Consider the following 18,285-nt stretch of genomic DNA (forward strand, 5'->3'; position numbering starts at 1 on the left):
TGGACTCCGCCGACTCCGCCCCGGGCCCGCGTCCGCCCCTCACAACAGTGCCTCCTCGTCGAGCAGGCTCAGCAGATAGCGCCCGTACCCGCTCTTGAGCAGTGGACCGCTCAGCGCGCGCAGGCGTGCGTCGTCGATGTAGCCGCAGCGCCACGCGACCTCCTCCACGCAGCCGATCTTCAGGCCCTGGCGCTCCTCGATGACGCGTACGTACTCCGACGCCTGGACCATCGCCGTGAACGTGCCGGTGTCGAGCCAGGCGGTGCCCCGGTCGAGGACCGTCACGGCCAGGGCGCCGCGGCGCAGGTACTCCTCGTTGACCCCGGTGATCTCCAGCTCGCCGCGCTCGCTCGGGCGCAGGCCCGCGGCGATGTCGACGACGCGGTTGTCGTAGAAGTACAGACCGACGGCGGCGTAGCGGGACTTGGGCTTGGCGGGCTTCTCCTCGATGGACAGGGCCGTGCCGTGCTCGTCGATCTCGACGACGCCGTAGGCCGTGGGGTCGGCCACGGGGTAGGCGAAGATGCGGCCGCCGTCGGGGGCGGTGTGCTCGCGCAGCTGCACGCCGAAGCTGCGGCCGTGGAAGATGTTGTCCCCGAGGATCAGGGCCACGGGCTCGCCGCCGATGAAGTCGGCGCCGATGAGGAAGGCCTCCGCGATGCCCCCGGGGCGGTCCTGCGTCCGGTAGGTCAGGCGGAGGCCGAGGTGCGAGCCGTCGCCGAGCAGCCGCCGGAAGTCGTCCTTGTCCTCGCGCGTGGTGATGACGAGGATCTCGCGGATTCCGGCCAGCATCAGCGTGGACAGCGGGTAATAGACCATGGGTTTGTCGAAGACCGGCATGAGCTGTTTGGAAACGGCCTGGGTGACCGGCCACAGACGGGATCCTGTGCCACCTGCAAGTATGATTCCGCGCATTGCTGACGGCGGGCCGGACGTGCTGCCGGACCGGCCCTTTCCTCCCTTCCTGTTCGGGGTCCCTACCGCGGTACCCCCGGCCGTGTGTATCTTTTCTCCATGCGGATTATTGTGACGGGCGGTGCCGGTTTCATCGGGTCCGAATTTGTCCGGTCCATGTTGTTGGCGCCGGGCGCGGCGCGCGACGTCCGTATCACGGTCCTGGACAAGCTGACGTATGCCGGAGTGCGGGAAAACCTGGACGCGGTCGCGGGCCATCCCCGCCACACCTTCGTGCACGGGGACATATGCGACGGCGCATTCCTCGACGAGGTGGTGCCGGGGCACGACGCGGTGGTGCACTTCGCCGCCGAGACCCATGTGGACCGGTCCATCACGGGCTCCGCCCCGTTCGTGACGACGAACGTCCTCGGCACGCAGCTGCTGCTCGACGCGGCGCGCCGGCACGGCGTCGGCCGGTTCCTGCACGTGTCGACCGACGAGGTCTACGGCTCCATCCCGGTCGGCTCCTGGTCCGAGGAGAGCCCGCTCGCGCCCAACTCGCCGTACGCGGCCACCAAGGCGGGCTCCGAGCTGCTCGCGCTCGCCTGCCACCGCACGCACGGCATGGACGTGGTGGTGACCCGCTGCTCGAACAACTACGGGCCGTACCAGTTCCCCGAGAAGGTCATCCCGCTGTTCATCACCCGCCTCCTCGACGGCGACAAGGTGCCGCTGTACGGCAACGGACAGCACGTCCGCGACTGGCTGCACGTGTCGGACCACTGCCGGGGCATCGAGCTGGCGCTGCGCCACGGCAGGGCCGGGGAGGTCTACCACATCGGCGGCGGCACGGAGCTGACGAACGAGCGGCTGACCGGGCACCTGCTCGCCGCGACCGGCTGCGGCTGGGAGCGGGTCGAGCGCGTCCCCGACCGCAAGGGGCACGACGCGCGGTACTCCCTGGACTGCACCAAGGCCGCCACGGAGCTGGGCTACGCGCCGCTCGTCGGCTTCGAGCGCGGCCTCGCCGAGACCGTCGCCTGGTACGCGGAGAACCGCTCCTGGTGGGAGCCGCTGAAGCGGCGCGCGGCCCTGCGGACGTCGGCGTAACCACCGCCGGGCCGCCGCCCCCGCCCGCCCGGTCACGACGGCATCCGGGCGGGCGCCCCCGCGGCGGCCAGCGTGCCCGTGATCCCGTCCGCGAGGCCGATCCGGGCGCGCCAGCCGATCTCCTCCCGGGCGGCCCTGACGTCCAGCCACACGTCCGACCGGTCGAAGCTCCGGGCGGGCTCGCGCCGCACGTCGAGGGCGCGGCCCGCCGCCCGCTCGAAGTGCCGGTGCAGCTCGTCGAGCGAGGTGGGCACGCCGGAGCCGATGTTCAGGGTCGTCGGCCCGGGCGCGGCCCGCAGCCGGTCGGCCCGCCGGTGCACCGCGAGCAGGGCGGCGCACACGTCGGCGACGTGCACGTAGTCCCGCCGGGCCCGGCCGATCAGCGTCAGCTCCCGGCCCGCCCGCACGGCCGCGGCCCAGTGCGGGACCACCCCGAACCCCGCGCCCGCGCTCTGCCCCGGGCCGTAGACGTTGGCGAGCCGGAGGATCACCGGCGCCGCCCACTCGGCGCTGACCAGGGCCCGCTCCTGGGCGAGCTTCACCGCGCCGTACGCCGTGACGGGCCGGGTGGGGGCGTCCTCCCGGTACGGCGCCCCGGCGTCGGGGTCGTAGACGGTCCCGCCCGAGCTCGCGAGGACCACCAGCGGCCGGTGGGCGGCGCCGCGCAGCCCCCACAGGAGCAGTTGCAGGTTCCAGTAGTCCTGCGCGGCGAGCCGGGGCTCCCGCTCCGCCCGCGCCGGTGTGACGCCGCCCGCCACGTAGAAGACGGTGGGCGACCGCAGCAGCGCGCGGTGCACCCGGTCGCCCTGCATGAAGGGGCGCCGCCGGGTGAAGGAGCACGTCCGCACGCCCGCCGCGTCGAGCGCGGCGCGCAGGTTCCTGCCGATGAACCCGCAGCCGCCGACCACGGCGACCGGCGCGGCCGCGGACGATCCGGCCGCACCGCCTCGGCTCGATGTCATGACGTGGCCCCCACATTCCTCGAAAACCGCTTCCTGATATTTCTTTCCGGGCGTGCCTGATCAACGGCTCCGGTTAATTCACGGGAGCCGGAAAGGGCTTCTCTTTAATTCTGGCCGCAGGTTGACAGCGCGTCGTACGGCGCTTAAAAATTGTGCCCGCATCCCCCTTTCTCGCGTGCTCTCCACGCGTCCGGCAGCCGTATTGACGAAGGAGGTCCGCCATGCGCGGAGCCATCATTGGATTCGGCACCATCGCCCTGGGGCACATGGTCGGCTATTCACGGGTCCAGGATTTATCCATTGCGGCGGTCGTCGATGTGTCGAAGGAACGGCGGAGCCATGCGGAGGAATCGTTCGGACTCCCCGCCTACAGCGACTTCGCCAAGCTGGTCGCGAACGAGGACCTGGACTTCATCGACATCTGCACACCGCCGAGCAGCCACGCCGCGTACTCGGCGCTCGGCCTCGCCCACGGACTGCACGTCCTGTGCGAGAAACCGGTCTTCCTGCCCGACGAGGACGGCTACGCCGGCCAGTTGAGCCGGATCCGCGCCAGCGACCGCGTCTACTACCCGTGCCACGTCTACAAGTACGCGCCCGTGCTCGCGGCGATGAAGGAGCGCATCGCCGCACCCGGCTTCGGCAAGGTCGTCGGCGCCCACTTCCGCACGCTGCGCGCCGGACACGCCAAGGGCGTGCCCGACTGGCGGCCGCACTGGCGGCGCGAGCCCGGCACCTCGCACGGCGGCATCCTGCGCGACCACGGCCCGCACAGCGTGTACCTCGCCATGAACCTGACGGGCCTGACCCCGGTGTCGGTGTCCTGTCTCACGGGGCGGCTGCGGGACGGCGCCGCGTACGCCGACACCGAGGACACCGCCCTGCTGCGGCTGCGGTGCGAGGACGGCGTCGAGATCGCGCTGCACCTGTCGTGGGCCGCCGGTCATCGCAGCACCGGATACTCGATCATGGGGACCTCCGGTTCCGTGGTCGTCGACGGCGACGACCTCACCTACGCGGCGGACGGCGACGTGGTCCGCACGTCCATCGAGTCCGGCTTCGACGACCCCTCCCACCAGGAGTGGTTTGAGCGGATGCTGCGCGACTTCACGGCGGTGGTCGCCGCCCCTGAGCGGGGCCGTGACCTCATCCGCGAGGCGCTGACCACCTCGTTCGTGATCGACGGCGGCTACGCGTCGGCGGCCGACGGCGGCCGGTGGGTCGACTGCCGCGTGCCCGAGGCGCTCCTGGCCCCTGCCTGACGGTTCGTCAAGTACGCCTGAGGGGACGTGCGGTGGTCCCGTGCCGGAGCACGGGACCACCCGCTAGCCCGCGCGGCGGGCGGCGAACATCGCCCGCACGTGCTGTTCGAGCCCCCGGTCCAGCTCGAACCCGAGCCACCGCCGACGCAGTCGCTCGGCGGCGAAGCAGGTCGCCCCGCTGCCCGCGAACGGATCGAGGACCAGGTCGCCCGGCTCGGTCAGGAGCTCCACGAACAACTCCGGGACCACCGTGGGCCACCGGTCCACATAGGGGTGCAGTGACGTTTTTGCCAGCGCCTTCTCGTACGCCTGGTCATAGACGCCCGACGTGTCGAACTCCAGCAGATTGCCCCGGACGAAGGGCTGCCGTGCCGGGTGCCGCAGCGCCGCGACGTCGTAGTGCACGTCGTGCGTGCGCGCCATGACCCAGATGGGCGTGATGGAGTCCGGGGCCCGTGCCGCGCCCTCCGGCTCCGGGTTGAGCAGCTGCGGGTTGTAGTAGTAGAAGTCCTGCACCAGGCGCCAGCCCGCCGCGGCCAGCGCGTGCACGGCACCGGCGTGCTGCACCGCCTTGCCCGGCGCGTCGGAGAGCCAGATGCCGCCCAGCTCGAACGCGACACAGCCGTCCGGGCGCAGCACCCGGTCGAACTCCTCGAAGAACGGCAGGATCCAGTCGAGGAACTCCGCGCCCGTGCGGTCCTCGTCAGCGATGAGCCGCGGCCCCTCGAAGGGCGGCGAACAGACCACCGCGCGCACGCCCGCGTCGGGCACCCCCTTCATCAGCGCGAGGCTGTCCCCCCAGTAGTAGGAGCCGTGTTCGGCCCCCAGAGCGCAGCGGTCTCCCGCCACGGTCGTCTGCTCGGTCACCACGGGATCCTCTCCCTTCCCTGTCGTCGTTGCGTACGGCGGCTGTCGGAGCGGCTCACTCCGAGGCCCAGGCGATCGCGCCCCGCTCCTCGGGGGCGACGGTCTCGCCGCTGTTGGAGTAGCCGCCCAGGTAGTAGCGGAGCGTCGCGCGCCCCGTGCACACCATCGGCTCCGCGCGCTGCACGAGGCGGTAGTAGAGCTTGTCGTCCTCGCTGACCAAACCGTCGGCGTCGGCCGCCGAGAACTCCTCCTCGAAGGGCACGTCGAGCAGCAGCTCCCGCGCGAGCAGCCAGGCGCTGGTGTCCACGGGCACCTCGAAGGTCCCCGGCCGGTCCTTGATGACGTTGGAGCCCGGCACGCAGATGCCCTTGGCCACGTAGTCCGCGTACATCCGCTCCGCCTCGGCGACGCTGTTCGCCCACGGCCAGCGCGGTTCGAGGTACGGGGCGCCGTCCTTGTCGAGGAGGCCGACCTCGCTGTACACGGCGCGTGCCGCGTGCGCGCGGGCCTGGTCGAGCAGGGACTGGAGGTGGTCGGGCGTCCATTCGTTGTCGTCGTCGAGGAAGGCGATCCAGGAGGAGTCGGCGAGCCGCACCCCCAGGTTGCGCAGGCGCGACGACCGGCCCGGACCCGACTTCTCGTGCGGCTCGCGCGGCACGTACCGGATCTCGCAGCGCGGGAACGCGTCCGTCACCTCGCGCAGCGCGGTCAGCGTCTCCTCGCTGTCGTCGATGAGGACGAGGTGGCGCACCGGCACGTCGGTCACCTGGGCGCGGACACTGCGCATGGCCCGCTGGACGAGCACCGGGCGGTAGCGGGTGAGGGTGACGACGGTGATGCCCTCACCGGGTCCCGCCGCCGAGGGCTTCTCGTTCCCTGTCACGTCAGGCTCCTCCCACCGGCGCCGACAGGGACCGCTCCACGCAGCCGTCGTCGGCGGTGATGTCGTCCTTGCAGACCTCGAGGAACGGGTAGTCGACCAGCTCCTCCAGCCGCTCGGTCACCTGCCACCCCGCGCGCGGCCGCTCCTGGTGGGGATGCAGCTTGCCGACGCTGCCCAGGCAGTTCCGGCAGGCCCGCAGCGGATCGGCACCGGTGAGGAAGCGGTGCAGGCGCTCCAGGAAGTCCGGTCCTTCCTCGATCCGCAGGCCGTCGACGTGCGGGTCCCAGCCGCCGTCGCGCAGCTGCCGGGGCATGAACACGCTCTGCGGGCAGCGGTAGAGCCAGCCGTCGTAGACCGTGTGCGAGTTCCAGAAGTGGGCGAGCTTGCAGGTGTCGAAGACGTCCCGCACCAGGCCCGGCGCGTCCGTGCCCGACTCCGAGTACACCGCGCGGAAGTGCCCGTAGTAGTTGACGAGCAGGGAGACCCCGTGGTCCCGGGCCAGCGCGCGGTACCGCTCGACCTCCTCGGGCGCGAGCGTCCGGCTCGGGTAGACCGAGATCTCCAGGGAGTCCACGGCCTCCCAGAAGCGCTCCGGCGCGCGGTGCAGGAGCGTGCCGTTGGTGGCCACGAGGATCGTGTCGGAGATCCCGGTGGCCCGCACCGCCTCGATCAGACCGACGACGTCCGGGTGCAGCAGCGGCTCACCGCCCATGATCTTCGCGTACGAGGCGTGGTAGCTCCTGGCGAGGACGCTCAGGGTGTCGTGGATCTCGGCGGGGTCGGCGTTCTCGCGGCGGTACAGCGGCGAGAGGTGGGCGCAGGACTGGCAGCGCATGTTGCACTGGAGGCTCGCGTTGACCTCGACGCCCTCCGGGTTGACCACCTTGCCGTCGGCCAGGCGCACGCTCATGCCCGGCCCCTCTCCGCCCCGTCTCCGAGCTGGTCGAGGTGGGTGACGACCTTCTCGACGGCGGTCGCGATCGCCGTCACGTCCCGCTCGGTGCCGAGCAGCGCCTGGTGGAGGAAGGCGAAGCAGGTGCGGTACGCGGCCGTCGCGGCGGGCAGGTCGAACCGGGCGGGGTCCAGGCCCCGCCGCGCGTCGTCCGAGCCGGGGGTGCGCGGGGACTTGAGCGGCACGTACAGCGGGTTGGCGTTCAGCGGTGCGTCGAGGGTCTCGAAGAACATGTTCAGCTCGGCGGACATGGCGTCCACCACGCGGTCGACGGGCACCGGGCCGAGCAGCTCCGCGTCCAGGCGGATGACGAAGTCGTAGTAGGTGCGCCGGGTCAGACCGGGCGGCGCGGGCAGCGTCGCCACGCCCGGGATCCGGGCGAGCAGCTCGGTGAGCGCGGCGGCGTTGCGCTCCCGGCGCACGCTCTGCTCCTCCAGGAACTCCAGCTGGCTGAGCGCGACCGCCGCGTGGAACTCGGACATCGAGTGGTTGTGGCCCTCGACCGCGCCGACGTCCTCCAGCTCCAGCTGGCCCGCGACCGGCCGGGCCGTGTAGCGCCGTCCGTTGGCGCGGTACTGCTGGAGCCGGTCGTGCAGCTCGGGTGACGTGGTGAGGACGACACCGCCCTCGCCGCAGGTGAGCACCTTGGTCTGCTGGAGGCTGAACACTCCGATCGTGCCGAAGGTGCCCACCTTGCGCCCGCGCCACTCCGCTCCGTGCGCCTGTGAGCAGTCCTCGATGAGGGGGATGCCGGTGTTCTGCGAGAGCTCCTGGAACGCGTCGACGTCGGCGGCCGAGCAGTAGGCGTGCACGAGCAGGATGGCCCGGGTCCGGTCGGTGACCGCGGCCTTCGCCGCGTCGGCCGAGATGCTCAGGGTGTGCGGGTCGACGTCCACCAGGACCGGCGTGGCGCCGAGCGCGTGCGCGGCCGACGCGCACGCCACCCAGGTCAGGCCCGGCACGATGACCTCCGTGCCGGGGCCGACGCCGAGGGCCTCCATGGCGATGGTGAGCGCGGCCGAGCCGTTGGTGGTGGGCACCGCGTACGGCGTCAGACCGGGGGCCGCGTGGTAGGCGGCGAAGGCTTCGGAGAAGCGCCGCTCGAAGCTCGGGGTGCCGGTGTAGACGCCGCTGACCGCCCAACGCCCGGACGTGGCAGCCGCGTTGAGCAGGGTCAGGGTGGACTCGGGCGCCTGCGGCCAGGCGGGCCAGGCGCCGTCGTGGACCGGGGCGCCGCCGAGCAGGGCGAGGGGTGAACTGCGTACCGCTGACATGTGTGTCCCCTTGGTCGTCAGGAACGGGGGTGCAGGAACGGGGGGGGGTACGGGAAGGGCGGTCGGACCGTTGCCGGGGGCGGGGCGGGGCGGGGCGGGGCGGGGCGGTCAGGCCCGGGCCGAGGCCGGGGCCGCGAGGATCTCCCCGCGGGCCGCCTCCACCTCCTCAAGGAGCTCCTCGGCGCGCGACGGCTCCCGTAGGAAGGCCACGAACGCCGCCATGCCGGTGTCCGAGAGCTCCCAGGTGGTGTCGAGGTCGTAGAACTGCCCCAGGTGGTCGGCGCCCCGGACGATCTCCATGCCCTTGGTGACGTGCCGCCCGCCCCGGGCCACGTCGACGTCGGTGCGGGTGGGCAGCGTGGTGAGCCGCTCGATCGTCAGCTGCTGCACCTCGCGCGACCCGAGGTGCGCGAGGAACGCGGTGGCCTCGGCGGGCGCCTGGCTGGTCCCGGTCACGAAGTAGCCGTCGACCGGGGTGTCCTCGCCGACGGGCAGGCCCGGGTCGATCAGGGGGAAGCGGAAGAAGTCGATGTCCGGCTCGCCGGGCGGGGTGTACTCGTCGGTCGCGTAGGCGCCCACGAGCGTCATGCCCGCCTCGCCGCGAAGGACCGCCGCGACGGCCTCCTCCTCGTCGTACGCCGCCGGGTCGCCGAGGAACCAGCCGCTCTCGACGAGGCGCTGCCAGAAGGCGAACACCTTGGTCACGCGCTCGTCGGTGTACGGCACGCGCAGCGCCATGAGGTCCTGGTGGAACGCGGGCCCGTTCAGCCGCATGTCGAGGTAGTCGAACCAGGCGGCGGCCGGGCAGCGGTGCCGGGCCCCGAGGGAGAACGGGGTGAGGCCCGCGCGGCGCAGCACGGCGCACGCGTCCGTGAGGTCCTGCCACGTCTCGACCGGCGTGCGGATGCCGAGCTCGGCGAAGACCGAGGGGCGGTAGTACACCGCCCACCAGTAGTGCGAGGTCGGCAGGAAGCACGACGGGCCCATGCCGCCGGTCATGGAGCTGAACCTCGGCAGGTACACATCGGCGAAGCCCTCCGCCCGCCACATCGCGGAGATGTCGAGCATCAGGCCCTGGTCCACCAGGGCGCGCATGCGGTTGCCCGCGAACCAGGTCATGACGTCCGGCGGGCTCTCGCCGGTGAGCCCGGCGTGCAGCAGGGCGCGCAACTCCTCGTGGTCCTGGACCGCCAGCTCGACCGGCGCATCGGGCCGCCGCTCGTTCCAGCGGGCGACGACCTCGTCCGCGAAGCCGCGCATGAGGGGCGAGGTGTGGTCGGTGAGGAAACTCAGGGGCATGTACGGACTCCTCGGGCCGGGGACGGACCGGACGCGGCGGCGAGGACGCGGCGGAAGACGTCGACCGCGGTGGACGCCTCGCGCGCGAAGTCGCCGAAGTCGTCCTCGATGGTGAGCCCGCCCCGGTGCCCCGCGGCGAGCAGGGCCGCCACGAACTCCTGCTGCGCGCCCTCGTGGAAGTCACCGCTGCCGCGCGGCACGGACGAGGTGTGCGCGTGCCCGATGGCCGGACCCGCGGCGGCCACCTCCTCGGCGACGGGCAGCTGCTCGCTCAGGATGTGGAAGCAGTCGGTGGTGATCCGCACGTCCGCCCCGGTGAGGCCGTCGACGACCTCCCGTGCCTCGGCGCAGGAGTTCACGAAGTTGGTCTCCGTACGGTTCAGGGGTTCGAGGGCGAGCGTCATCTCGCGCCGGGCGCACTCCTGGTGCGCCCGGGCCAGGAACTCCCTGAACTGCCGCAGGGCCCGGTCGGCGGCGAAGCCGGGCGGGATGGAGCGGGCCTGTCCGCTGCCGAGCACGACCGTGCGCACGCCGAGCGCCGCACCCCGGTCGCACAGGTCGCGGAACACCTTAAGGGCCGCCGCGTGGTCGGCCTGCGGGCCCACGACCCGGCATCCGTAGCGGCGCGGCAGGGGGGACGTCATGGCCTTGAAGGGCAGGCCCGCCGCGCCGAGGCGGGTGCACAGGGCGGCGAACTCATCGCCTTCGACACACAGCATGTCTCCTTTGATCTCCAGGTAGTCCAGCGGCAGCCGGGCGGCCTGCTCGGCCTCCGGGGCGCTGCGCACCACGCACCCGAGTTCCATGGCGCTCCTCATTTCTGCGTCATCGCTCCTTCCGCGTCATCGCCGCGTCGACAGCAGTGACCGCGTCGACCGGAAGACCGACTCGAAGGCCGCGAGCCCCTCGTCGAGGTGGTCCTCCGGGATGCTCAGCGGGGGGTAGATCCGGATCCGGCTGTCGTACGCCATGGCCAGGACGCCCTCGGCGAGGAGGTCCTGGAAGATCCGGCGGGTGACGTCCTTGGGCAGCGGCTGCCGGGTGCCGGGCTCGACGAGCTCCACGCCGACCATCAGGTCCACGGTCGCCGCGTTGCCCACGAACGGGAACTCCTCGGTCCAGGAGGCGAGGCGGCGCGCCACCGACTCCCCGAGCGCGCGGGCCCGTTCGGGCAGGCCCTCGTCGAGCAGGATCCGCAGGGTGGCCAGGGCGGCGGCGCTGGCCAGCGGGTTGCCGCCGAAGGTGGACGCGGCCGCGCTCGGCTGGCCGAAGGAGGTGCCCTCGACCAGCTCCGCGCGGCTGACGATCGCGCTGGCGGGGACGCCCGACGCCATCGCCTTGCCGAGCACGACGACGTCCGGGCGGACCTCGGGGTCGTGCTCGAAGGCGAACAGCGCGCCGGTCCTGCCGAAGCCGGTGATGACCTCGTCCAGGATCAGCAGGGCCCCGTGCCGGTCCGCGAGGCGGCGCACGGCCCGCAGATATCCGGCGGGCGGGATGATGTTGCCGTTCGTGCCCTGCACCGGCTCCACGATGATCGCGGCGATGTCCCCGACGGAGCCGTTCTCGATGGACTGCTCGGCGAGGTCCACGCAGGCTTGGCCGCAGCTGCTGTGCTCCAGCTTCAGCGGGCAGCGGTAGCAGTAGGCGTACGGCACCTGGTGGGAGCCGGGCGGGAAGGGGCCCGAGCGGTGCTTGCGGGGCCCGCCGTGCAGGCTCAGGGCCCCTTGGGTCTTGCCGTGGAAGCCTCCCCAGAAGCTGACGACCTCGTGCTTGCCGGTGGCGGCGCGGGCGAGCTTCACGGCGGCCTCGACCGCCTCGCTGCCGGTCGAGAACATGTGTATCTTGCCGAGCCGCTCCGGGAGTTGGGCGGCGAGCAGCTCGTAGTAGCGGGAGCGCGCGTCGGTGTAGAACGTGCCGACGGCGCACGCGCTCAGCTGCTCCCCGACCTCGGCCAGGAACCTGGGGTGGGCGTGGCCGATGTTGCACACGCCGACGCCGGTGAAGAAGTCGATGTACCGCTTGCCGTCCTTGTCCCACACCTCGGCGTTGCGCGCGCGGTCCACGACGAGACCGGACAGGTCCGTCATGGACTGTCCGCCCGGCAGCCGGTGGCTCCGCTCGAGTGCGATGGTGTGGTGGGTCGACGACGCGGGCATGGCGATGGGACTCATGCTTCCTTGGGCCTTTCTGCCACGATTGCGTCCGCTGCGCGGTGCCTCTCGCGCTATCGCTTTACGTTCCCTTGAAGTTCCGGGCGGCGGGTTTTGGGCCGCGCCTCAGCGGTTCTTGCCCGCTTCGCCGCCGAGTCCTTCGGGCGCGCACCGGGCGAAGACGCGCTGGAGGACGGCGATGTCCTCCCGTGCGTCGCGCGCATCGGTGAGCGGCGGTGTGCCCTCCACGACACAGGAATGGAAGGCCCGCAGTTCCTCGCGGAACGCCTCGTCGTACGAGACCTGGATCCGTCTTTCCACGAGTGCGCCGTCCTCCATGTGCTGGGCGACGACGGGAGTCGGCCAGTGCTTGAGGAAAGGCGAAGGGAACTGAATGCGCACCCGCTGGGCCGGGGAAAGCACCGCGATCTCTTCGAAGTAGTCGCGGACGTCGTCCAGATAGGTCCAGGTGTAGCTGGTGCGCAGGCCGCCCGGATGGGAGAGCACCGTCGTCACGGACGGGTAGCGGGAGTCCCGCGGCCAGATCTCCGTGAACAGCACGCCGTCCGGCTCTCCCACGAGGGCCCGCAGCGCGTTGACGTCGTGCACCATGCTGCCCAGGAACACGTCGTGGTAGACGAAGCGCAGGGCGTCGGGGACCGCGCCGACCGCCTCGTCGAGCAGCTCCTCCTGGGCCCGGTGGGCCCGCTCGGCGACCTGGCGCGGTACGTCGTCGAAGCGGCGTACGCCGTGCATGGAGATGTACTGGTCCTCGCTGGGGTGCAGGGTGTTGATCTGCGCGTACCGAGGCTCTTCGATGGTGCTGACCAGCTGTTTCCCATACAGGAAGCCGGGGTCGTAGCGCTTCATGTAGGCGACCATGAGGCGCACTCCGGCCCGGGTGGCGGCCGCCTCGATCTCGTCGGCCTCGCGGAGCGTGAAGCACAGCGGCTTCTCCACCAGGACGTGCTTGCCCGCTTCGACGGCGGCGAGGACCTGCGGCGCGTGACTGCCGCCGCTGAGCACGAGGACGGCGTCCACGTCGGTGTCGAGGAGCGCGCGGTGGTCCGTGAAGCGGCGCCCGGGCGGCACCCCGTACCGATCGCCGAGGGCGTCGAGGAGGCCGGGGGAGAGGTCGCTGAGCGCGGTGATCTCGAACTGGTCGGAGAGGCTCCGCAGATAGGGCAGATGCATGATCTGGGCGACGGTTCCGCAACCGATGACGCCCACGCGGACACGTTCTTTCTGCACGGCACCAACTTCTCTCGACAGGAGTGGAGGGGAGCGGCGGAGCGGGAAAGGGGGCAGCGCGAAAAGGCTGGTCCTGCTGTCCCGAAAAGGGGTGAAGCCAACGGCGCGCGGCGCCCGGAGGGACATATGCGATGACGTCTACTGGCTTACGTCACCGATGAAACTGGGCGGAATTCCACAAAGGTCTCCTCTGTGCCCGGACATCGTTCGGCTAACGAACCTGACTCAAATCCCCCGTGCTTGGGACGGCACCAAGGCACGTACACGGCAGGCGAGTTCTCGCGTGCCGACATGTGCTCGGCACGGCTCACACCCTTGGAACGACTTGGTGATACCTTTACATAGTCGCGTGTACACCACAAGGGGGTTGCCCATGTCTTTGGCACATGCCGAGGGCGGTGCCGCTTTACTCGAACTGGCCGTCAGGGCCGCGCGCGTGGCCGGTGACCTGCTGCTCGAAGGGGCCGCGTCGGGACCGCCCGAGGCGCGGGCCAAGTCGTCCCCCACGGACCTCGTGACCGCCTTCGACCGCGCGAGCGAGGAGCGCGTCGTCGAGGTCCTCAGCGCGGCCCGCCCGGACGACGGCATCCTGGGGGAGGAGGGCGGCGAGCGCCCGGGCCGCTCCGGGGTGCGCTGGGTGATCGACCCCCTGGACGGCACCGCGAACTTCGTCAGCGGATATCCGGCGTTCGTCGTGTCCGTCGCCGCCGAGCGCGACGGCCGCACCGAGGTGGGCGTCGTGCACGACCCGTCCCGCCGCGAGACGTTCACCGCGATCCGCGGCCGGGGCGCCGCCCGCGACGGTCGGCCGCTGTCCGTGTCCGGGCCCGACCGGCTCGAACAGGCCCTGGTCTCCACGGGGTTCAGCAGCGACCCGGCGGCGCGGGCCCGGCAGGCGGCCCTCGCCGCCCACGTGGTGCGCCACGTCCGGGACATCCGCAGCAGCGGCTCCGCCGCCCTCGACCTGTGCTGGGTGGCGGCGGGCCGCCTGGGCGCGTACTACGAATCCGGTACGCGCCTGTGGGACCGCGCGGCCGGAGTGCTGATCGCCGAGGAGGCCGGGGCCTGGGTCGGTGGCGGCGCGGCCGGGGAGCCGCCCGGCGACGCGCTGACGATCGCGTCCGCCCCGAAGGTGGCTCACGCGCTGTGCGCCCTGGTGGGCCATGCCTGACCCCGTGGAGTCCCCGGCCTCCGGCGTGCTGACGGCGCCGGACCCGGGTGCCGGGCGGGCCGTGCGGCACGGGTTCCGGCTGCTCGTCGGCTCCCACGTGCTCAACGAGACCGGGGCGGCGGCGACGCTCGTCGTCCTGCCGCTGACCGCCGTCCTGGCCCTGGACGCCTCGGCCTGGCAGACGGCCCTGATCGAAACCGCGTACTTCTTGGCCTACTTGGTGCTCGGGCTGCCCGCGGGCGCCCTCGTCGAGCGGGCGCGCCCGCGCCGCGTCATGATCGGCGCCGACCTGGTCCGCTGTCTGGCCCTCGCGTCGCTGCCGCTCGCCTGGGCGGCCGACGCGCTGTCCCTGCCCATGCTCTACGCCGTGGCGCTGCTGCTCGGCTGCGCGCAGCTGTTCGGCGACATCGCCGACCACAGCTATCTGCCGCGCCTGGTGCCCGACGAGCAGCTCGTCCAGGGCAACAGCACCCTCCAACTGGTGCGCTCCGGCGCCGAGTTGGGTGGCCCCGGGCTCGGCGGGCTCTGCGTGCAGTGGCTCGGCGCGTACTGGGCCCTCGCGGCGAACGCCGTCGGCTCGGCCGTCTCGGCGGTGCTGCTGTGGCGCATCAAGGTGCCCGAGCCCGAGCCGCCCGCGCTCGCGCACGGCCTGGCCCGCCAGACCTGGGAAGGCCTGCGCTTCGTGCGCCGCCAGCCGGTCCTGCGCATGATCGCGCTCTCCGCGGGCCTCAACAACCTCGTCTTCTCCGCCGCCTTCGCACTCGACGTGGTGTTCCTCAGCAAGGTCGTCGGCATCGCGCCGGGGCTCGTCGGCGTGCTGCTCGCCTCCGGCGCGGTGGGCGCGCTCGCCGGGGCCTGGCTGACGCCGCGCCTCGCCCGGCGCTTCGGCGACGCCCGCACCGTGGTCCTCGCGGTGCCCGTCGCCGCCCCCTTCCTGTTGCTCGCGCCGCTGACCCAGGACGACTGGCGGGTGCTGCTCTTCGCCCTCGCCCACATCGCCATCAGCGTCGGCGTCACCGTCTTCAACATCCTCCAAGTCACCTACCGGCAGCGGGTGTGCCCGCCGGGCATGCTCAGCCGGGTGTCGGCGATCTTCCGCTGCGCGGTGTGGGGGGCCGCGCCCCTGGGAGCCCTCGCGGGCGGGGCCCTCGCCACGCACCTCGGCGTCCGCCCCGCGCTGTGGACCCTCGCGGTCGCGCTGCTCGCCGTGGCGCCGCTCCTGCTCTGCTCCCCGCTGCGCCGGACGCGGGACTTCGACGTCAACTTCCCCACCCCGCACTCCAGTTGCTAGCGTGGAACAATGCAGAATCTTCCTGAAAAGTTCGATGAAACACGCCTATGGGAAGCTTTGCGGGCATTCGGGGTGTCCCCGTCGCGTGTCACCTACGCCCCGGTCGGATTCGGGGACTATCACTGGACGGTGACCGACGACGACGGCCGACCGTGGTTCGCCACCGTCTCCGACCTGGAGCACAAGGAGCACTGCGGGCAGGGCGCGGTGGCCGCGCTCAAGGGCCTCCGCCAGGCCATGGACACGGCACTGACCCTCCGGGAGCGCGACGGACTGCGCTTCGTCGTGGCCCCGGTGGCCGCCGCCGACGGCGGTCCGGTCCTGCCCCTGGACGCCCGGTACGCCCTCACGGTGTTCCCGCACGTCCCGGGCCGAGCGGGGGAGTTCGGGCAGCGCCTGTCCGAGGCCGAGCGGGACCAGGTGCTCGGCCTCCTCGCGGAGCTGCACGGCCGGACGCCGCCGGACACCACACCGCCCGCCGCGGTGGAGCCCCCTGGCCTCGACGGCGTCCTCGCGGCCCTCGACGCGTCGGAAGGGCCCTGGTCCGGCGGGCCGTTCGCCGAGCCCGCGCGGAAGCTCCTCCGCGAGCACGAGGCGATCCTCCGCGAGCGCCTGGCCGCCTTCGAGACGCTCGTCGCGCGCGTGCGCGGCCGGGGCGCGCCGCTGGTCGTCACCCACGGCGAGCCGCATCCGGGCAACCTCATCCTCGGCGAGGAGGGCTACCTCCTCGTCGACTGGGACACGGTGGGCCTCGCCCTTCCCGAGCGCGACCTCTCCCTGCTCTCGGACGACCCCGCGGCCCTCACCCGCTACACCGAGCTGACCGGGCGCACCCCCGACCCGGACGCCCTCGCGCTCTACCGGCTGCGGTGGAGCCTCCTGGACGTGGCCGAGTTCGTGGAGTGGTTCCGCGGCGAGCACCAGCGCACGCAGGACACCGAGTCCGCGTGGAAGGGCTTCACGGACACCCTGGAGCAGCTGGCGGCGGCGAGCGGCTGACCCCACGCCCGCGAACCCCGCGCTCGCCCCGATTCACCGGCCGCGCCGCTGGTCAGGCCCCATGAGAGGGTGTACGGACGGCCGGTGACCGAGCCGTGGGGACGGACGAGACAGGAGACAGGCAGATGAGTCGCACACCGGGCGCCCCGGAACCGGCGGAGGCGGAAGCGGAGGCGGCGGAGACGACGGAGGCGTTCGACCGGTTCGTCGCCCGGCTCGCGGCAGGACCCGTCGGGCCGGAGCACCCGGCGGACCCGGACGGCCTCGGACCCGAGCTGCCGTCGTGGCTCGCCCAGCTGGCCGCCGCCCTCTTCCGCGGCCAGGACGAACCGACGGCGCGGCGCTGGGCGCGGAGCGTGCACACCGCCCTCGGCCGCCTCGAAGGAGAGGTGCCCTTCGCCGTCGTCCACGACTGGCACGCCCACGCCGTGGCGCCGCTCCTGGCCGACGTGAGCACCCGGCGCGGCGGCGACGGCACGGCCCTGGAGTCCGTACGCCGCTTGCACGAGCGGGCCCTGGCCGGGGAGCGGGTGACGGAGGAGGAGTGGACCGAGGCGCTCGGCCCCGCCCTCACCCAGGTCTACGGCTACGCGTACGCGTACGCCGACGCCTACGCCACGGCCTCCGTCAACGCACGCGCGTACGCGATGGACAACGACTACGGCGAGGAGAAGGCCGCCGAGTTCGCCGCCATGTACGCGAAGCTCAACACCGACGCCAACGCCCGCTCCTACGCCGACGCCAACGCCCTGGCGCACACCCGGGCGCTGGCCGCCGCCTTCGCCGCGGCCGACGGGCGCGCCTTCGCGCGGGCCTATCCGTTCGCGTACGTCCACGCCTACGCGCTCGCCGACGCGGAGCGCGCGGAGCCGACCGGACGCGACGAGCGGTACCGGGCGGCGTGCGCGCGGCTCGCGGACGGGCTCGCCGCCGCCCTGGACCGCGCTGCGTAGGGGCGCGCGAGGACGCTCACGGACCCGTTGCGGAACGGACGAGGGGGCGGAGGCCAGAGCGGCCTCCGCCCCCTCGCGTCGTGCCTCAGGCCGTGGGCCGGTGACCCGCGATCGCGACGCGCTGGGCGTAGCGCGAGTACGGGAAGTAGTCCCAGATCGCGTGGTGCTGCACACAGCGGTTGTCCCAGAACACCAGCGTGTTCGGGGTCCAGCGGACGCGGCAGCTCAGCAGCGCGGTGTTGGTGATCTGCTTGACGATCATGTCGATGATCGCCCGGCTCTCGCCCTTGGAGAGCTGCTCGATGTGCGAGACGTAGATGCCGTTGATGAAGAGCAGCTTGCGGCCGGTGTCGGGGTGGCGGGCCACCACCGGGTGCGTGTTCACCGGCACGTCGTACTCGGGCGGCGGGGTGGCGCCCTCCCAGGCGAGCAGGCCGTTGTGCACGGCGGTCATCGGGTCCAGGAGCGCCTTCATCGCGGGCGACAGCATCTCGTAGGCGAGGTGCATGTTGGCGAACATGGTGTCGCCGCCGCTGCCGACCTCCGGGGTGCGCGTGACGTACAGCATCGAGCCGAGCGAGGGCCGCAGGTCGGCGGTGCCGTCGGCGTGCCAGCCGTGCCCGGCGACGTTCCGCGACTCCGCGTCGGCGCTGATCTCCAGGATGTGCGGGTCGGAGCCCTCGGGGGCGAGCGCCACCGGGTGCAGCTCGCCGAAGTGCCGGGCGAAGCGCTTGTGCTCCTCGCCGTTGATCTCCTGGTCGCGGAAGACGAGGACGTGGTGGCGCAGGAACGCCCGCTTGACCTCGGCGACCTGCTCCTCGGTGAGCTCCTTGGACAGGTCGAGTCCGGACACCTCGGCGCCGATCACCGGGGTCAGCGCGTCGACCGTGATGTGGTCGTAGACCTCGGGCGGCCGGGTGGTGATGGCCTTGATGGCGTCGAGCGCGAACTGTTCCATGGT

17 protein-coding genes are annotated in these 18,285 nt (G+C 72.3%); 6 read left to right on the top strand and 11 right to left on the bottom strand.

From position 1 onward, the window contains the following. Positions 1-39 precede the first annotated feature (39 nt). The gene (gene rfbA / locus ACIG3E_RS15965; protein ID WP_399616055.1) at positions 40-915 is read right to left on the bottom strand and encodes a glucose-1-phosphate thymidylyltransferase RfbA; all 876 of its coding nucleotides are present in this window, start codon (positions 913-915) and stop codon (positions 40-42) included. 99 nt (positions 916-1,014) lie between these two features. Between rfbA and rfbB the strand changes: the two genes are divergently transcribed. Beyond that, on the top strand, positions 1,015-2,007 hold the full coding sequence (gene rfbB / locus ACIG3E_RS15970; protein ID WP_399616057.1) for a dTDP-glucose 4,6-dehydratase: 993 nt from the start codon (positions 1,015-1,017) through the stop codon (positions 2,005-2,007). 32 nt (positions 2,008-2,039) lie between these two features. Here rfbB and ACIG3E_RS15975 read toward each other — a convergent pair whose 3' ends face one another. Beyond that, the gene (locus ACIG3E_RS15975; protein ID WP_399616058.1) at positions 2,040-2,969 is read right to left on the bottom strand and encodes an NAD-dependent epimerase/dehydratase family protein; all 930 of its coding nucleotides are present in this window, start codon (positions 2,967-2,969) and stop codon (positions 2,040-2,042) included. Between the two features lie 221 nt (positions 2,970-3,190). Between ACIG3E_RS15975 and ACIG3E_RS15980 the strand changes: the two genes are divergently transcribed. Next, positions 3,191-4,231: a Gfo/Idh/MocA family protein gene (locus ACIG3E_RS15980; protein ID WP_399616060.1), complete on the top strand. Its 1,041-nt coding sequence runs from the start codon at positions 3,191-3,193 to the stop codon at positions 4,229-4,231. A 63-nt stretch (positions 4,232-4,294) separates the two neighbouring features. On the opposite strand, the gene ACIG3E_RS15985 is transcribed toward ACIG3E_RS15980, so the two are convergent. The 8 genes from ACIG3E_RS15985 to ACIG3E_RS16020 all read right to left on the bottom strand — a co-directional run bounded on the left by ACIG3E_RS15985 (position 4,295) and on the right by ACIG3E_RS16020 (position 12,910). After that, positions 4,295-5,098 carry a DNA-methyltransferase gene (locus tag ACIG3E_RS15985; RefSeq protein ID WP_399616062.1) on the bottom strand — a complete coding sequence of 268 codons (804 nt, stop codon included), beginning with the start codon at positions 5,096-5,098 and terminating at the stop codon, positions 4,295-4,297. 55 nt (positions 5,099-5,153) lie between these two features. Further along, on the bottom strand, positions 5,154-5,981 hold the full coding sequence (locus tag ACIG3E_RS15990) for a glycosyltransferase family 2 protein (RefSeq protein WP_399616064.1): 828 nt from the start codon (positions 5,979-5,981) through the stop codon (positions 5,154-5,156). Between the two features lies 1 nt (position 5,982). After that, positions 5,983-6,891: a radical SAM protein gene (locus tag ACIG3E_RS15995; RefSeq protein WP_399616066.1), complete on the bottom strand. Its 909-nt coding sequence runs from the start codon at positions 6,889-6,891 to the stop codon at positions 5,983-5,985. Next, positions 6,888-8,207: a DegT/DnrJ/EryC1/StrS family aminotransferase gene (locus ACIG3E_RS16000; protein WP_399616068.1), complete on the bottom strand. Its 1,320-nt coding sequence runs from the start codon at positions 8,205-8,207 to the stop codon at positions 6,888-6,890. Before ACIG3E_RS16000 ends, ACIG3E_RS15995 begins: the two co-directional genes overlap by 4 nt. A gap of 108 nt (positions 8,208-8,315) precedes the next feature. Next, positions 8,316-9,506, bottom strand: coding sequence for an ABC transporter substrate-binding protein (locus ACIG3E_RS16005; protein ID WP_399616070.1), 1,191 nt, complete (start codon positions 9,504-9,506; stop codon positions 8,316-8,318). Further along, a complete protein-coding gene (locus ACIG3E_RS16010) occupies positions 9,497-10,324 on the bottom strand; it encodes a sugar phosphate isomerase/epimerase family protein (RefSeq protein ID WP_399616072.1) in 828 nt (275 codons plus the stop codon). Before ACIG3E_RS16010 ends, ACIG3E_RS16005 begins: the two co-directional genes overlap by 10 nt. Positions 10,325-10,348: 24 nt before the next feature. Next, complete coding sequence (locus ACIG3E_RS16015) at positions 10,349-11,680, bottom strand: aspartate aminotransferase family protein (RefSeq protein WP_399616074.1); 1,332 nt, start codon at positions 11,678-11,680, stop codon at positions 10,349-10,351. Positions 11,681-11,785: 105 nt separating this feature from the next. Next, a complete protein-coding gene (locus ACIG3E_RS16020; protein WP_399616076.1) occupies positions 11,786-12,910 on the bottom strand; it encodes a Gfo/Idh/MocA family protein in 1,125 nt (374 codons plus the stop codon). A 373-nt stretch (positions 12,911-13,283) separates the two neighbouring features. Between ACIG3E_RS16020 and ACIG3E_RS16025 the strand changes: the two genes are divergently transcribed. From ACIG3E_RS16025 to ACIG3E_RS16040, 4 genes are all read left to right on the top strand, one after another. Next, positions 13,284-14,081, top strand: coding sequence for an inositol monophosphatase family protein (locus ACIG3E_RS16025; protein ID WP_399616078.1), 798 nt, complete (start codon positions 13,284-13,286; stop codon positions 14,079-14,081). Beyond that, positions 14,074-15,372, top strand: a complete 1,299-nt coding sequence (locus ACIG3E_RS16030) for an MFS transporter (protein ID WP_399616080.1) — start codon at positions 14,074-14,076, stop codon at positions 15,370-15,372. The genes ACIG3E_RS16025 and ACIG3E_RS16030 overlap by 8 nt, the downstream gene beginning before the upstream one ends. A gap of 129 nt (positions 15,373-15,501) precedes the next feature. Beyond that, complete coding sequence (locus ACIG3E_RS16035) at positions 15,502-16,371, top strand: phosphotransferase (RefSeq protein WP_399616082.1); 870 nt, start codon at positions 15,502-15,504, stop codon at positions 16,369-16,371. Positions 16,372-16,496: 125 nt separating this feature from the next. Next, on the top strand, positions 16,497-17,324 hold the full coding sequence (locus ACIG3E_RS16040; protein ID WP_399616084.1) for a SpcZ: 828 nt from the start codon (positions 16,497-16,499) through the stop codon (positions 17,322-17,324). A gap of 85 nt (positions 17,325-17,409) precedes the next feature. Here ACIG3E_RS16040 and ACIG3E_RS16045 read toward each other — a convergent pair whose 3' ends face one another. Then, the gene (locus ACIG3E_RS16045) at positions 17,410-18,282 is read right to left on the bottom strand and encodes a TauD/TfdA dioxygenase family protein (protein ID WP_399616086.1); all 873 of its coding nucleotides are present in this window, start codon (positions 18,280-18,282) and stop codon (positions 17,410-17,412) included. Positions 18,283-18,285: the final 3 nt, after the last annotated feature.

This window comes from Streptomyces sp. NPDC053474 (assembly GCF_044544845.1).
Taxonomy (GTDB): domain Bacteria; phylum Actinomycetota; class Actinomycetes; order Streptomycetales; family Streptomycetaceae; genus Streptomyces.

Bases quoted from the DNA above. Each gene is read 5' to 3' on its own strand.
- ACIG3E_RS16005 (WP_399616070.1), bottom strand. From the start codon at position 9,506: ATGCCCCTGAGTTTCCTCACCGACCACACCTCGCCCCTCATGCGCGGC.
- ACIG3E_RS16045 (WP_399616086.1), bottom strand. From the start codon at position 18,282: ATGGAACAGTTCGCGCTCGACGCCATCAAGGCCATCACCACCCGGCCG.
- ACIG3E_RS16040 (WP_399616084.1), top strand. From the start codon at position 16,497: ATGAGTCGCACACCGGGCGCCCCGGAACCGGCGGAGGCGGAAGCGGAG.
- ACIG3E_RS16010 (WP_399616072.1), bottom strand. From the start codon at position 10,324: ATGAGGAGCGCCATGGAACTCGGGTGCGTGGTGCGCAGCGCCCCGGAG.
- ACIG3E_RS15975 (WP_399616058.1), bottom strand. From the start codon at position 2,969: ATGACATCGAGCCGAGGCGGTGCGGCCGGATCGTCCGCGGCCGCGCCG.
- ACIG3E_RS16025 (WP_399616078.1), top strand. From the start codon at position 13,284: ATGTCTTTGGCACATGCCGAGGGCGGTGCCGCTTTACTCGAACTGGCC.
- rfbB (WP_399616057.1), top strand. From the start codon at position 1,015: ATGCGGATTATTGTGACGGGCGGTGCCGGTTTCATCGGGTCCGAATTT.
- ACIG3E_RS15980 (WP_399616060.1), top strand. From the start codon at position 3,191: ATGCGCGGAGCCATCATTGGATTCGGCACCATCGCCCTGGGGCACATG.
- ACIG3E_RS15995 (WP_399616066.1), bottom strand. From the start codon at position 6,891: ATGAGCGTGCGCCTGGCCGACGGCAAGGTGGTCAACCCGGAGGGCGTC.
- ACIG3E_RS16015 (WP_399616074.1), bottom strand. From the start codon at position 11,680: ATGAGTCCCATCGCCATGCCCGCGTCGTCGACCCACCACACCATCGCA.
- ACIG3E_RS16030 (WP_399616080.1), top strand. From the start codon at position 14,074: ATGCCTGACCCCGTGGAGTCCCCGGCCTCCGGCGTGCTGACGGCGCCG.
- ACIG3E_RS16000 (WP_399616068.1), bottom strand. From the start codon at position 8,207: ATGTCAGCGGTACGCAGTTCACCCCTCGCCCTGCTCGGCGGCGCCCCG.
- rfbA (WP_399616055.1), bottom strand. From the start codon at position 915: ATGCGCGGAATCATACTTGCAGGTGGCACAGGATCCCGTCTGTGGCCG.